Origin of the sequence: Kitasatospora sp. GP30, assembly GCF_029892145.1 — a bacterium.
GTDB classification, from domain to species: Bacteria; Actinomycetota; Actinomycetes; order Streptomycetales; family Streptomycetaceae; genus Kitasatospora; species Kitasatospora acidiphila.
On record NZ_JARZAH010000005.1, the window covers coordinates 323,788 to 340,186 of the forward strand.

Here is a 16,399-nt window from a genome sequence, read left to right on the forward strand (position 1 = left end):
TGCGCAGGCGGCCCGACGCATCATGCGGTCCCGGCCAGCGCCGCCGCCAGCTCCGACCCCACTTCCGCCAGTCCGGCCTCGGTCGTCATGCCGTTGTGGTCGGTGTGCACCGGGATGTCGACGATCCGGCCCGTGCAGTGCGCGCGCCAGCTGCCCGCCGTGTGGGCGTCGGCGGCGCGGTCGGTCATGGCGGTGAAGAACAGCAGATCACCGTCGAACCGCTCCGGCGTGAACTCCGCCAGCAGGCGCGAACTGCGCAGGTAGGTCTCGACCGTGGCGGCCGCCTCGGCGTCGGTGAGCTCCGGCAGGGCGGCGGCCACCTCCCGGCGCACCACCTCGGGGTCCGGCTGCGGCAGCTCCACACCCGCGAAGCTGTCCATCAGGGCCAGCAGGGCCACCTCCTCGCCCGCGGCCTGCAGTTGGGCGGCCATCGCCTGGGCGACCGCCCCGCCGAACGACCAGCCCAGCAGGTGGTAGGGACCGCTCGGCTGCACCGTCCGGATCTGCTCGACGTACTCGGCGGCCATCGCCTCGACGGTCGGCGGCAGCCCGTCCCGTTCGCGCAGGCTGCGGGCCTGTAGCGCATACAGCGGGCGGTCCTGCGGCAGGTGGTCGGCCAGTCCGCGGAACGACCAGCCGATCCCGGCACCCGGGTGCACGCAGAACAGCGGCGGCAACTCGCCCCCGGTGCGCAGCGGCAGCAGGGTGGCGAACGGGTCGAGCGTCTCCGCCCCCCGGTCGCCCGCGAGCCGCTCGGCCAGCGCGGCGACGTTCGACGCCTCGAACAGGACGCGCAGCGGCACCTCGACGTCGAGTGCGGTGCGGATCCGGCCGATCAGCCGGGTGGCCAGCAGCGAGTGGCCGCCCAGCGCGAAGAAGTCGCCGTCGATGTCCGCCTCCGGCAGGTCGAGCACCTCCGCGAACAGCGCGCAGAGCACCTCCTCCTGCTCGCTGCGCGGCGCCCGGCCGGTGCCGGTGGCGGTGGCCGCCGGGGCGGGCAGCACGCGGCGGTCCAGCTTGCCATTGCCGGTCAGCGGCAGCGCGTCCAGCACCACCAGGGCGGCCGGCACCATGTGGCCCGGCAGTTCGGCGGCCAACTGCCCGCGCAGCTCGGCGGTGTCGAGGCCGGCACCCACGACATAGCCGACCAGTCGCTGGTCGCCGGGCTGGTCCTCGCGCACCAGCACCGCTGCCTGCCGCACCCCGGGCTGCCGCAGCAACGCCGCCTCGATCTCGCCGAGTTCGATCCGGAAGCCGCGGACCTTCACCTGGTCGTCGGCCCGGCCGAGATACTCCAACTCACCATCGGCGAGCCGGCGGGCCAGGTCGCCGGTGCGGTACATCCGGTCACCGGGCGCGCCGAACGGGTCGGCGACGAACCGGCCCGCCGTCAGTCCCGGTCGGCCCGAGTAGCCGCGGGCCAGGCCGGCGCCCGCCACATAGAGCTCACCAGGGACGCCGATCGGCACCGGGCGCAGCGCCTCGTCCAGCACCCGCAGCGCCAGGTCGGGGATCGGCTCGCCGATCAGGCTGCCGGGCGCGTCCGCCACCGTCGCGACGTCCAGCGGGCGGTGGGTGACGTGGACGGTGGTCTCGGTGATGCCGTACATGTTCACCAGGCGCGGGCCGTCCTGCGGGTGCGCGCGGTACCAGTCGGCGAGCCGGCCCAGATCGAGGGCCTCACCGCCGAACACCACGGTGCGCAGCCCGCTCAGCACGTCCGTCGAGTGCTCCTGCTCGGCCTGGAGCAACTGGTAGAAGGCAGACGGGGTCTGGTTGAGCACCGTGACCTGCTCCCGCTTGAGCAGGTCCAGGGTGTCGGCCGGGGAACGGCTGACCAGGTACGGCACCACCACCAGGCGGCCGCCGTGCAGCAGCGGCCCCCAGAACTCCCAGACCGAGAAGTCGAAGGCATAGGAGTGGAAGAGCGTCCAGACGTCGTCCGGACCGAAGTCGAACCAGTCCCGCGTGGCGGTGAACAGACGTACCACATTGCGGTGCGGGATCACCACGCCCTTGGGCATGCCGGTGGAGCCGGAGGTGTAGATGATGTACGCCGGGTGGTCGGCCCCGGGGCCGGCGAGCGGCTCGGCCGATGCAAGGTCCACGGCGGCGAGTTCCGCCACCACTGCCGGGGCGTCGAGCAGCAGCGCCGGGCCGTCGACCACCCGCGCGGTCGCCTCGGTGGCGAGCACCAGCGCTGGTGCGCTGTCCTCGACCAGGTAGGCGATCCGGTCGGCCGGGTACGCCGGGTCGATCGGCAGGTACGCCGCACCCGACTTGGCGACCGCGAGGATGCTCACCGCCAGCTCGAGAGTGCGGTCCAGCACCAGCGCCACGGTGCGCTCCGGGCCCGCGCCGCGGTTCACCAGCAGACGGGCCAACCGCTCGGCGCGCTCGTCGAGTTCGGCGTAGGTCAGCTCGTCACCGTCCAGTGAGACGGCGATCGCCGACGGGGTACGGGCCGCCTGGGCGGCGAACAGCTGGGGCAGGGTGGCTTCCGACGGCCGGTCGGCCACCGGAAGCCGCCAGCCCGCGGTGAGCTGCCGGTGCTCCTCGGGGGTGAAAAGGTCGATGCGGGCGGTGAGTTGGTCGGGGTTGTCGGTGATGGCCTGGAGGATGTGCTTGAGCAGGGCGGGGATGCGTTCAGCGGTGCCGGGCCGGACCGCCTGCGGGCGGTAGTCGACGCGCAGCACGAGCTGGTCGCCGGGCAGCGCCGCGACGGTCACCGGGTAGTGGGTGCCGTCGGCCGCGTCCGCACCCGTGATCCGCAGGCCCTCACCCCTGGTCAGGGCCTCGGCATCCAGCGGGTAGTTCTCGAAGACATAGGCGGTGTCGAAGAGTTCACCCAGACCAGTGGCTTGCTGCAGGGCGGGCAGGGAGACGTGCTGGTGCGCGAGCAGCACGGACTGCTCGTCGCGCAGGCGAGTGAGCAGCCCGGCGGTGCTCTCGGCCGACCGGAGGCGGACCCGGACGGGCAGGGTGTTGATGAGCAGACCCGCCATGCGTTCGACACCGGGCAGTTCGGCCGGGCGGCCGGAGACCACGGAACCGAAGACCACATCCTGACGACCCGTCAGATGGGCCAGGGTGATGCCGAGTGCGGCCTGAACCAAGGTGTTGACGGTGACACCGAGGTCGCGGGCGGTGCCGGAGAGGCGCTCGGTCAGCTCGGTCGACAGTTCCTCGCTGACCCGCACCAGCGGGCCGGTGGCCTGGCCGTCGGGCAGTGCGACCCGGGTGGCCTCGTCCAGGCCGTCCAGTGCCTGCGCCCAGGCAGCATCGGCGGCATCGGCGTCCTGGGCGGCCAGCCAACCGAGGTAGTCGTGCATCGCGGCGGCCCGGGGCAGGGCGGCGCCGCTGCCGGCTCGGTAGAGCTCGAACAGCTCGCCGACCAGTATGCCGAGCGACCAGCCGTCCCAAAGGATGTGGTGATTCGTCAGGATCAACACATGGCGTTGCTCGGCCAGTCGGACCAAGGTCAGCCGGAGCAGCGGCGGCGCGGCCAGATCGAACCGGCGGGTGCGGTCGGCGACCTTGAGCAGCTCCAGTTCCGCCTGCTGCTCCGCGTCGGTCAGCGCCCTCAGATCCGACCCGTACCACGGCAACCGCACCGTGCGCGGGATCAGCTGCAACAGCTTCCCGGTCTCGGACTGCTCGAATCCGGCGCGGAGATGGGGGTGCCGGTCGAGCAGGGTCTCGAACGCACCGCGCAGCGCGGTCGGGTCGAGTGTGCCGGTCAACTCCAGTGCCAGCTGCGTGGTGTAGACGTCCGGTCCGTCGTCGGCATAGCGGGCGTGGAAGTAGAGGCCTTCCTGGAGCGGGGTGGGCGGCAGGATCTCGGTGAGAGTAGTGGTGGGCAGCTGGTCGAGCTCGGCCTGGGTGAGGGATGTGAGCGGGAGGTCGGAGGGGGTGAGTCCGCCGGTGTCAGGCTCGTTGAGTTGGTCGACCAGCGAACGGAGCGCCTGGAACCAGAGTTCGGCGAGCTCGGCGGTCCGATCGTGGCTGAGGTGGTTGGTCGCCCAGATCCAGGTGGCGGTGAGATGGGGGCCGTCGGGGCGCTCCTCGGTGACGGCATTGACGTAGAGGAGTTGAGCGAGCGGGGTGGTGGGCGCGAGGCCGCCGTACGGAGCGCTGACCCCGGCCGCCCCGGTGTCGGTCGTGTCGAACCGGCCGAGGTAGTTGAAGCCGAGCTGCGGAGTGGGGAGTTCTGCGAGCCCGGGCGCGGTGCCGGGGTTGAGGTGGCGTAGCAGGCCGTAGCCGAGCCCGCGGTCGGGGATGCTGCGGAGTTGCTCCTTGACGGCCTTGAGAGCCCGGTCGGGGTTGTGAGTGGCGGGGTGCAGACGCACCGGGTACGCGGTGGTGAACCAGCCGACGGTGCGGGTCAGGTCGGTGGGTTGGCCGATCTCCTCACGGCCGTGCCCTTCGAGTTCGACGAGCACGGGCTCGTTGCTGTCGCGCCAGCGGTTCACGGCGAGTGCGAGCGCCGTGAGCAGCACGTCGTTGATCTCGGCGCGGTAGTGCGCCGGCAGGGCGGTGAGCAGCGGCTCGGTGACCTCGGGAGGCAGAGTCAAGGTCAACTCGGCGGTGGTGGCCGCGGTGTCGTGGACCGGATCCAGTCGGTGCCCGGGCAGCAGTGTTCCGCCAGTTGCCAGGAGCCGCTGCCAGTAGGGGAGTTCGTCCTCTCTGCGAGTGGCTTCGGCCTGCAGGGCATGGGTCCAGGTGCGCAGTGACGTGCCGGTGGGCTGGAGGGTGCCGCCCTGGGCGGCGGTGAGCAGGTCGGGGAGCAGGATGCGCCATGAGACGCCGTCGACGACCAGGTGGTGGATCATCAGCAGGGCCTGGTCCTGGGCTCCTCCGCTGAAGTGGACCAGCTGCAACATCCGACCGTCGCGGGGCGCCAGCCGGTGCTGGGCCGCTGTGGTTTCGTGCTCGATGACGGTGCCGGTGCCGTGGCCGGGCAGTTCGATACGGGTGATCAGGTCGGCGGCGCTGAGGGATCCGCGCGGAGGAATGTGCAGGGACCACTGGCCGTCGGGCGCGATGTCCAGGTGGGCGCGCAGGGCGTCGTGGTGGTCCAGGAGGGTCTGGAGGCCGGTGGCGAGCTGCTCGTGGCCGATGCCGCTGGGCAGGGTGATGAGCATGGCCTGGTGGAAGCCGTCGAAGCCGCCGCGCTCGCGCAGCTGGTGCATGATCGGCGTGGCGGGCAGGTCGCCGAAGGCAGTTCCGGCGTCCTCCACGACTGTGCTGTCCTGAGCTTGGGCGATCTCAGCCAGGCGGGCGACGGTCTGGTGGGCGAAGACGTCGCGAACGGTGAAGGCCAAGCCCGCTTCGCGAGCGCGGGAGACGAGTTGGATGGAGGTGATGGAGTCGCCGCCGAGTTCGAAGAAGCCGTCGTCGGCACCGACTTCGGGCAGCTTCAGAAGGTCGGCGAAGAGTCGGGCGAGCAGCTGTTCCCGTTCGGTCTGCGGGCGGCGGCCGGTGCTGGTGGCGGCGAAGTCGGGGGTGGGCAGGGCACCGCGGTTGAGCTTGCCGTTGACGGTGGTGGGAAGCGTGTCGAGGGTGATGAGGGCGGTGGGGGCCATGTAGGCGGGCAGGCGCTTCGCCAGGTGGGTGCGGATGTCGGCGAGGTCCAGGTCGGTGGCGGGGACCAGGTAGCCGACCAGCTGCTTGGTGCCCGGCACGTCCTCACGGACCACGACGGCGGCCTGCGCCACCGCGGGGTGTGCGAGCAACGCGGCCTCGATCTCGCCGAGTTCGATGCGGAAGCCGCGGATCTTCACCTGGTCGTCGGTGCGTCCGAGGTATTCCAGGGCGCCGTCCGCGCGCCAGCGTGCGAGGTCGCCGGTGCGGTACATGCGCTCGCCGGCAGCGAACGGGTTCGCCACGAACCGCTCGGCACTCAGACCCGGCCGGCTCAGGTAGCCGCGCGCCAACTGGACGCCCGCCAGGTACAGCTCACCCGGCACTCCGGCTGGCACCGGCTGAAGCGCCGCGTCCAGCACGTACAGCCGCGTGTTCCACACCGGCCGCCCGATCGGCACCGAGACGCCTGCGGAATCCTGCGCACACGCCCAGGAGGTGACGTCAACGGAGGCCTCGGTGGGCCCGTACAGGTTGTGCAGTGGCACCGAGGGCAGAGCACGCCCGAAGGCGTCGCGCAGGTCAGCGGACAGGACCTCGCCGCTGCACAGCACCGCCCGCAGCCCCGTGCACTCGCCGGCGCTCGGTTCGCTCAGGAAGGCCTGCAGCATCGACGGTACGAAGTGCGTCACCGTGACCCGTTCGCGGCGGATCAGCTCGGTCAGGTACGTCGGGTCCCGGTGCCCGCCCGGGCGGGCCACGACCAGCGTGGCGCCCTCCAGCAGCGTCCAGAAGAACTCCCACACCGACACGTCGAACCCGAACGGCGTCTTCTGCAGCACTCGGTCCGTGCTCGTGAGGCCGTACTCCGCCTGCATCCAGGCCAGTCGGTTCACGATGCCGGCATGCGGAACCAGCACGCCCTTCGGCCGCCCGGTCGACCCGGACGTGAAGATCACATACGCCGGATGGTCGACCCTCAGCTGACGGTCAGTCAGATTTTCCGGGCCATGGCCGGCGGACTCGGCGACCAGCTCAGGGGTGACACAGACCGCGGAGCCGGCCGCGGAGAGCAGGTACTCGATCCGCTCCGCCGGCAGCTCCGGATCCACCGGCAGATACGCACCGCCAGCCTTCACGACACCCAGCAGCGCCACCACCATCTCCACCGACCGCTCCAGCACGACCGGCACCACCGACTCCGGCCGCACCCCTCGCTCGACCAACAGGCGCGCCAGCCGGTTCGCCCGGGCGTTCATCTCGGCGTAGGTCAGTTCGGCGCCCTCGAAGGACACCGCCACCGCATCCGGCGCGGCCGCCACCCGGGCCTCGAACAGCTCCGGCAGCGTTGCGGTCGGCACCGCCACGGGCGCCGGCTGCCACTGATCCAACAGCCTTTGCCGCTCGGCCTCGTCGAGGACATCGACCCGGCCGACTTCCCGCTCCGGCGAGGCCACCACGGCAGCCAGGACCCGCACGAACCGCGCGGCCAAGCGCTCGGCCGACCCGTTGTCGAAGAGATCGCGGGCGAAGACCAACTCGCCGCGCAGGCCGCCGGTCTCGACGTCCTCGTCCAGCTCGAAGTCAAGGTCGAAGCGGGCCGCGCGCTGGACGGGCGGCAGGACGGCGGTCTCCAGGCCCGGCAGGTCCAGCACGGCCTGCTTGTTGTTCTGGAGGGTGAGAAGCACCTGGAACAGGGGGTGGCGAGCCATCGAGCGGGCCGGGGCCAGCTCCTCCACCAGTCGCTCGAACGGCGTGTCCTGGTGCGCGAACGCCCCGAGGCTCGCCTCACGGGTCCGGCTCAGGAGTTCGATGAAGGTGGGCGCACCGGACAGATCGGTGCGCAGCACCAGGGTGTTGACGAAGAAGCCGACCAGGCTGTCGAGGGCTTCGTCGGTGCGGCCGGCGACGGGGGTGCCGATCGGGATGTCGGTGCCGGCACCGAGGCGGCAGAGCAGCACCGCTAGGGCGGCCTGGAGCACCATGTACACCGTGACGCCCTCGGCACGTGCCAACTCCCGTACCCGCTCGTACAGGTCGGCCGGGATGGCCATGTCGACCGTGCCGCCGAGGTGGCTGGCGACGGTTGGACGGGGACGGTCAGTGGGCAGCGCCAGCTCCTCCGGCAGGTTCGCCAACGCCTCCCGCCAGTAGTCGAGTTGCCCGCTGATGAAGCTGTCGTTGTCGGTTTCGTCGCCGAGGAGATCGCGCTGCCAGAGGGCGTAGTCGGCGTACTGCACCGGCAACGGCGCCCAGGCAGGGGCCGCACCGTCCAGGCGAGCGGCGTAGGCGGTGGATAGGTCGGCGGCGAGCGGGGCGAGCGACCAGCCGTCACCGGCGATGTGGTGCAGCACGAGCAGCAGGACGTGCCGGTCCTCGCTTTCCCGGCAGAGCAGGGCGCGCAGCGGGAGCTCGTCGCCGAGGGCGAAGGGGCGCGTGGCGGTCTCGGCGAGAGCCTGATCATCGCCTCGAGCCAGGGTCAGGAGCCGGTCGATGGACCCGGCGTCCAGCACCCGCTGGCAGGGCTCGCCGTCCACCGCGGCGAAGACCGTCCGCAGGGCCTCGTGCCGGACCACCACATCGCGCAGCGCCGCCTTCAGGGCGGCCGTGTCCAATGGGCCGTCGAGCTGAACGGTCATCGGCAGGTTGTAGGTGGCGTTGGGGCCCTCCAGCTCGTTCAGGACCCAGAGTCGCCGCTGAGCGAAGGAGACCGGCAGCACCTCCGGGCGCGGGCCGGCTGTGAGCGCGGGTCGGCCTGCCCCGGCGCCGCTCAGCCGCTCCGCCAGCGCCGTGACCGTCGGCGCGTCGAACAGTGCTCGGATCGGCAGCTCGACATCGAACAGCGTGCGGATCCGGCTCACCAGGCGGGTCGCCAGCAGCGAATGCCCGCCCAGCTCGAAGAAGTTGTCGTCCACCCCGACCTGCGGTATGCCGAGCACGTCGGCGAACGCCTGGCAGAGCAACTGCTCACGCGGTGTCGAGGCGGCCCGGCGCGAGGTGTTCGCCGCGTAACTGGGGGTGGGCAGGGCGCGGCGGTCGAGCTTGCCATTGACGGTGGTGGGAAGCGTGTCGAGGGTGATGAGGGCGGTGGGGACCATGTAGGCGGGCAGGCGGTCCGCCAGGTGGGTGCGGATGTCGGCGAGGTCCAGGTCGGTGGCGGGGACCAGGTAGCCGACCAGTTGCTTGTTCCCGGGGGTGTCTTCGCGGACGATGACGGCGGCGTGGGTAACTGCCGGGTGTGTGGTCAGCGCGGCTTCGATTTCGGCGAGTTCGATGCGGAAGCCGCGGATCTTGACTTGGTCGTCGGTGCGTCCGAGGTATTCCAGGGCGCCGTTGGTGTTCCAGCGGGCGAGGTCGCCGGTGCGGTACATCCGCGTGCCTGCTGGGCCGAAGGGTGAGGCGATGAAGCGTTCGGCGGTCAGTCCGGGTCGGTTCAGGTATCCGCGTGCGAGCTGGATGCCGGCGAGGTAGAGCTCGCCGGGCACGCCCGCCGGTACGGGCTGGAGGTTGGCGTCCAGGACGTAGAGCTGGGTGTTCCAGACCGGGCGTCCGATCGGCACGGAGATGCTGTCGCTGTCTTGTGCGCAGGGCCAGGAGGTGACGTCGATGGAGGCTTCGGTGGGGCCGTACAGGTTGTGCAGGGGTACCGAAGGCAGCGTCCGCATGAAGCTGTCGCGCAGCTCGGCCGGCAGGGCTTCGCCGCTGCACAGGACGGCTCGCAGGCCGGTGCACTCGCGGGCGCTGGGTTCGGTGAGGAAGGCCTGGAGCATGGACGGCACGAAGTGCGTGACGGTGATCCGCTCACGGCGGATCAGCTCCGCCAGGTACGCGGGGTCGCGGTGTCCGCCCGGACGCGCCACCACCAGGGTGGCGCCCTCCAGCAGCGGCCAGAAGAACTCCCACACCGACACGTCGAACCCGAACGGCGTCTTCTGCAACACCCGGTCAGCACCGGTGAGTCCGTATTCGGCCTGCATCCACGCCAACCGGTTCACAATGCCCGCGTGCGGAATCACCACACCCTTGGGATGGCCCGTCGAACCCGACGTGAAGATCACATACGCCGGATTCCCCGAACTCAAATGACGGTCCGCCAAATCGGCGTCGTCGTACCCGCTGGACTGGGCGATCAGCTCGGGCGTGACACACACCGCCGTGCCGGCGGCCGACAGCAGGTACTCGATTCGTTCGGCCGGGAGTTCGGGGTCGATCGGTAGGTAGGCGCCGCCGGCCTTGAGGATGGCCAGTAGCGCGACCACCATCTCGACCGATCGCTCCGGCACGACCGGCACGACCGACTCGGGTGCGACACCGCACTCGATCAGCATGCGCGCCAGCTGGTTCGCCCGCGCGTTCAGCTCCGCATACGACACCTCGACGTCCTCGAATACCACCGCCACCGCATCCGGCGTGGCAGCCACCCGCGCGTCGAACAGTTCCGGCAGCGTCGCCGCCGGCACGGCGACGGCCGGGGCCTGCCAGGCCGCGGTGACCTGCTGATGCTCTTCAGGGGTGAGGAGGTCGATGCGAGCGAGGGGCTGCTCGGGGTTGTCAGTGATGGCGTGCAGGATGTACTTGAGCAGGGCGGGGATGCGCTCGGCGGTGCCGGGTCGCACGGCGTGCGGGCGGTAGTCGGCGCGCAGTTCGAGTCGGTCACCGGGCAGCCCGGTGACGGTGACGGCGTAGTGGGTGCTCTCGGCAGCCTCGCCGCCTGTGATCCGCAGCTCGCTGCCCTGGCTGAGGGCGGCGGTGTCGAGCGGGTAGTTCTCGAAGACGTATGCGGTGTCGAAGAGTTCGCCCAGGCCGGCCGCGCGCTGCAGCTCGGCGAGGGAGAGGTGCTGATGGGGGAGGAGTACGGACTGCTCGTCGCGCAGTCGGGTGAGGAGGGAGGCCGCGGTGTCACCCGGGAGGAGGCGGACGCGGACCGGGATGGTGTTGATGAGCAGGCCGGCGAGTCGTTCGACACCCGGCAGTTCGGCGGGGCGCCCGGAGACCACGGAGCCGAAGACGATGTCCTGGCGGCCGGTCAAATGGGCGAGGGCGACGCCGAGGGCGGCCTGGACCAGGGTGTTGGCGGTCACGCCGAGGTCGCGGGCGGTGGCGGTCAGCCGCTCGGTCAGCTCGGTGGAGAGCAACTCGGATGCCCGCGCCAGCGGTTCGGCCACGTCGGCGTGGCGGTTTTCGGTCGGGCTGAGCCGGGTGGCCCCGTCCAGGCCGTCCAGCGCCTGGGCCCAGGCCGCGCGGGCGGCCTCGTCGTCCTGACCGGCCAGCCAGCCGAGGTAGTCGGGCATTGTGGCCGGGCGGGCCAGCGCGGCGTCGGACCCGGCTCGGTAGAGCTCCATCAAGTCCCCAAGTAGGACTCCCAACGACCAGCCGTCCCAAAGAATGTGGTGGTTGGTCAGCAACAGCGCATGACGGTCGCTTGCGAGCCGAACCAGTGCGACGCGCAGCAGGGGCGATGTGGCGAAGTCGAACCGCCGGGCACGGTCGGCGGAGCGGAGCCGGTCCAGCTCGACGGCCTGGTCCGCTTCGGCGAGCGCGCTGAGATCGTGCTCCGCCCAAGGCAGCTCAACCGTGCGGGGGATGAGCTGCAGGAGCTGCCCGCCGGCGGCCAGGTGAAAGGCGGCCTGGAGGTGCGGGTGCCGGGCGAGCAGGGCACTGACGGCTTGGCGGAGCCGCGCGGGGTTGAGGTGGCCGGCGAGTTCCAGGGCGAGTTGAGAGGTGTAGACCTCGGAGCCCTCGCTGTCGTAGCTTGTGTGGAAGTAGAGGCCTTCCTGGAGCGGCGTGGCCGGCAGGATCTGGGCCGGCGCGAGGGCGGTGTGGAGCCGGTCGAGCTCAGCCTGGGTGAGCGTGGCATGCGGAATGTCGGAGGGGGTGAAGCCGCCGGCGTCGGGCTGGCGGGCGTGTTCGACCAGTTCGCCGAGGGCTTGGAACCACAGCTCGGCGAGCTTGTGCGCCTCGGCGGAGCTGATCAGGTGGGTGGCCCAGGTCCAGGTGGCGGTGAGGTGGGGGCCGTCGGCGCGGTCCTCGGTGATGGCGTCGAGAGTGAGCGGCCGGTTGAGGGGGGTGGCAGGCGAGAGACCGCCGTGCGGCTCGCTGACGGGGGTGGCCTGGGTGTTGGCGGTGTCGAGGCGACCCAGGTAGTTGAAGGTGAGCTGTGGGGTGGGCAGGTTGCCGAGCCGCTCGCGGCCGGCGGAGTTGAGGTGGCGGAGCAGGCCGTAGCCGAGGCCGTGGTCGGGGACGGCGCGGAGTTGCTCCTTGACGGCCTTGAGCGCCTGGCCCGGGTGGCCGGTGCCGGGGGCGAGGCGGACGGGGTAGGCGGTCGTGAACCAGCCGACCGTACGGGAGAGGTCGGTGGCCCGCGTGCTGAGTTCTTCGCGGCCGTGGCCCTCTAGTTCGAGCAGCACGGGGCCGCTAGTGCCGCGCCAGCGGTTGACGGCCAGCGCAAGCGCGGCGAGCAGGACGTCGTTGACCTCGGCGTGGAAAAGCGCCGGCAGGGTGGTGAGGAGCGGCACGGTGGTCTCCGGCGGCAGTGCCAGCGTGAGGTGCTCGGTGGTGGCCACGGTGTCGCGGCTCGGGTCGAGTGCACCGTCGCTGAGCGAGGCTGCCGGTTCGGCCAGGAGCTGCTGCCAGTAGGGGAGTTCCTCGGTCCGGCGGTCGGCTTCGTCGTGGAGGGCGTGGGTCCAGGTGCGCAGCGAGGTGCCGGTGGGCTGGAGCGTGCCGCCCCGGGCGGCGGTGAGCAGGTCGGGGAGCAGGATGCGCCAGGAGACGCCGTCGACGACCAGGTGATGGATTATCAGCAGCGCTTGTTCCTGGGCCGCCCCGGTGAAGTTGACCAGCTGGAGCATGGTGCCCTCGCGCGGGGCCAGCCGCCGCTGGGCGGCCCGGGCCTCCTGGCGGACCAGCGCGGCGAGTTCTTCCTCGGACCGGTCACGGGCATCGACTTGGGTGACCAACCGGGTGGCGGCGACCGTTCCGCGCGGGGGCACGGTCAGCGACCAGTCGCCGTCCGGCCCGACCAGCAGGCGAGCACGCAGGGCGTCATGGCAGTCCACGAGCTGCTGGAGGCCGCCGGTGAGCTGCGGGAGGCCGATGCCGCTGGGCAGGGTGATGAGCATGGCCTGGTGGAACGAGTCGTATGAGCCGCCGCGTTCGCGCAGCTGGTGCATGATCGGCGTGGCGGGCAGGTCGCCGAGGGCGGCCTCGGTGTCCTCCACGACTGCGCTGTCCTGAGCCCGGGCAACCTCGGCCAGGCGGGCAACGGTCCGGTGGATGAAGACGTCGCGGGGGCTCAGGATCAGGCCGACCTGGCGGGCTCGGGATATCAGCTGAATGGCGCTGATGGAGTCGCCGCCGAGTTCGAAGAAGCCGTCGTCGACGCCGACGCGCGGCACCGCGAGTACGTCGGCGAACGCTTCACAGAGGAGCTGTTCGCGTGGGGAGGCGGCGGGGCGATGGGTGGCGCGGGTGGTGTAGTCGGGGGCGGGCAGGGCGAGGCGGTCGAGTTTGCCGTTGACGGTGGTGGGCAGCGTGTCGAGGGTGATGAGCGCGGCGGGGACCATGTACGCGGGCAGCCGGTCTGCCAATTGGGCGCGGACCTCGGTGAGGTCCAGGTTGGTGGCGGGGACGAGGTAGCCGACGAGCTGCTTGGTGCCGGGGGTGTCTTCGCGGACGATGACGGCGGCGTGGGCGACTGCCGGGTGTGTGGTCAGCGCGGCTTCGATTTCGGCGAGTTCGATGCGGAAGCCGCGGATCTTGACTTGGTCGTCGGTGCGTCCCAGGTATTCCAGGGCACCGTCCGCCCGCCAGCGGGCGAGGTCGCCCGTGCGGTACATCCGTGAGCCCGCCGGGCCGAACGGCGCCGCGACGAAGCGCTCGGCCGTCAGATCGGGTCGGCCCAGGTAGCCGCGTGCCAGCTGGACACCGGCGAGGTAGAGCTCGCCAGGCACGCCTGCGGGTACGGGTTGGAGGTTGGCGTCCAGGACGTAGAGCTGGGTGTTCCAGACCGGGCGTCCGATCGGCACCGAGGCGCTGTCGCTGTCTTGTGCGCAGGGCCAGGAGGTGACGTCGATGGAGGCTTCGGTGGGGCCGTACAGGTTGTGCAGCGGAACGGAGGGCAGGGTGCGTGCGAAGGTGTCGCGCAGGTCGGCCGACAGGGCTTCGCCGCTGCACAGCACCGCTCGCAGTCCGGTGCACTCGCGGGCGCTGGGTTCGGTGAGGAAGGCCTGCAGCATGGACGGCACGAAGTGTGTCACCGTGACCCGCCCGTGGCGGATCAGCTCTGCCAGGTATGTCGGGTCCCGGTGTCCGCCCGGCCGCGCCACTACAAGGGTGGCGCCTTCCAGCAGGGGCCAGAAGAACTCCCACACCGACACGTCGAACCCGAACGGCGTCTTCTGCAGCACCCGGTCCGCGCTGGTGAGGCCGTATTCGGCCTGCATCCACGCCAACCGGTTCACGATGCCGGCGTGGGGAATCACCACGCCCTTCGGCCGACCCGTCGACCCGGACGTGAAGATCACATAAGCAGGATGGTCGGCGTCCAGCTGCCGGCCCGTCAGATCGCCCGGATCGTAGTCAGCGGACTCGCCAACCACCTCGGCAGTGACGGGTACCGCGGAGCCGGCGGCCGACAGTAGGTATTCGATTCGCTCCGCTGGTAGCTCCGGGTCGATCGGCAGATACGCACCGCCAGCCTTCAATACTGCCAGCAGCGCCACTACCATCTCGACCGACCGCTGCATCACGACCGGGACCACCGACTCCGGTGCGACACCACGCTCAACCAGCAACCGCGCCAACCGGTTCGCCCGCGCGTTCAGCTCCGCGTAGGTCAGCTCGCTTCCCTCGAAGGACACCGCCACCGCATCCGGCGCGGCAGTCACCCGGGCCTCGAACAGCTCCGGCAGCGTCGCCCTCGGTACCGCCACCGGCTTCGGCTGCCACTCCACCAACAGCCGCTGCCGCTCGCCGGCGGTCGCCACCTCAACCTGAGAAAGCAAAGCCGATGGATCGTCAATATTCGCCAGCGTGTCCAACAAGGCGGTGAACCGCTCGGCGTGGCCGGAGAGTTCGGCGGGGTCGTAGACCGCCGGGTTGGCGTCGACCGACAGTCGGACACCATCGCCCGACTGTCGGTCATAGAGCACGAAGGAGAGATCCTCGACCGGCCCGTTGCTCAGGTTGTGGAAGAGGGTGCGGCAGCCGCCGATGGTGAGGTCGTAGTCGAAGGCCATCAGGTTGACCAAGGCACCGAACAGCGGCGCGTCGACTGAGCGCAGCTCGCGGCGCATCTCGTCGTAGCGGTACCGCTGATGTCGCAGGGCGGCGCGGGCGGTGGCGCTGGTCTGCTTGATCAGTTCGACGAGGGTGAGCCCGGGCTGCACCTTGATGCGCAGCGGCAGCACATTGGTCTGCATGCCGAGCACGGCTCTGGAGGCCTTGCCGACGCGAGCGGTGACCGGCAGACCGACGACCACCTCCGGGGCCCCGGTCAGTCGGCTCGTGTAGAACGCGGCCGCCGCTATGAGCAGTACCGAGCGGCTGACGCCCAGGCGGCGTGCAGCCGTGTGCAACCTCAGGGCCTGGGTGGCGGGGAGGGTGACCTCATGTCGCAGGTGGTGGTGCGAGGCCTCGGCGAAGCGACCGGCCAGTGAGACCGGCTCAGGGCGGTCGGCCAGTTGACTGAGCCAGTAGTCACGGTCGATCTGGTACTGCTCACTGGACCGGTAGGTCGACTCCTGCTCCAGCAGCCTGGCGAGCCCACCCGGTCGAGTCTCCGGATCGGGCTCGCGCCCGTGGACCATCGCCGTGTAGATCTCCGCCATCCGGGTCGCGCTCTGCAGCCCGGAGTACCCGTCGAATAGCGCGTGATGACCGGCCTGGAACCAGAACCACCGGTCGGTGGCAGCACGGAACAGAATCGATCGGTACCCCTGGCCGGCCATCGGCTCGCGCAGCACCGCCACTTCGGCGCGCATCTGGGCCATCGCGGCCTCGTACGGGTCGGGAGTACCGCTGACGTCCACGATCCGCAGCGGGGATTCGCCGGGCGGCATCAGCCGCTGGCGGGGCTCGCCGTCCTCGCTGGTGAATCGGAGCCGGAAGATGTCGCACTCGTCGAGCAGGCGGCGCATCGCCGCGGCGAACAGCGCGGGCCGGATCGGTCCGCAGATCTCCATGCACTCCGCCACCTGGTAGGCGGGGTTGGCCGGGGCGAGCTGCTGCGCCCGCCAGACGCCGGACTGGCCGGCGGTCAGCGGCCAGCTCGACGGGTTGGAGATCGACATCTTCTGGACTCCGGTTCGTGCGCGTCGGGGGAGGCCGCGCGGTAGCGGTAGGGGCTTTGCCTGGGCTCGACGGCCCGATGACGGTCCATGATGTTGATCAACATGGTCCGGAGACCAGACTCCGGACGTTCCGCGACCCGACACACCAGTGAAGATCAGCCAAAAGTTCGCTCGAAGTGCGTCGTTCCGGTGCGCACTTATCGCCTACGGGAACCAGCCAGCTGGCTGGATTTGAGCGATGCCGCTGGGCGCTATGGGCGCATCTGCGGCATCTGCAAGGGACGAGCACCGCTGACCAGGGTTCAAGGTGTGTGGCAAATGTGGCAAACGACACCGTGAAGAACTCGGGGTTCCGCTGTGACCACGCCGTTCGGGCATTGTCCGGAAGTCGACGAGGCAACGTTTCGAGTTGAATCGACTTGGCTACAGGAGTCTGTTTGAACCCGTCGCCCCGTGTTCGAGTGCGAAGCGCCTCCCGTCCGACGGTGCATCAGATCCGTGTCTATAGCGTGGAGAATGAGCGTGAA

Annotated in this window: 1 protein-coding gene; it reads right to left on the minus strand. The window is 70.6% G+C overall.

The window, feature by feature from the left end; all coding sequences use genetic code 11:
• Positions 1 to 20: 20 nt before the first annotated feature.
• On the minus strand, positions 21 to 15,872 hold the full coding sequence (locus P3T35_RS11295; protein ID WP_101384578.1) for a non-ribosomal peptide synthetase: 15,852 nt from the start codon (positions 15,870 to 15,872) through the stop codon (positions 21 to 23).
• Between the last annotated feature and the right edge of the window lie 527 nt (positions 15,873 to 16,399).

What these genes read in the sequence shown, in the direction of transcription:
- P3T35_RS11295 (WP_101384578.1), bottom strand. Translation starts at nt 15,872, where the DNA reads ATGTCGATCTCCAACCCGTCGAGCTGGCCGCTGACCGCCGGCCAGTCC.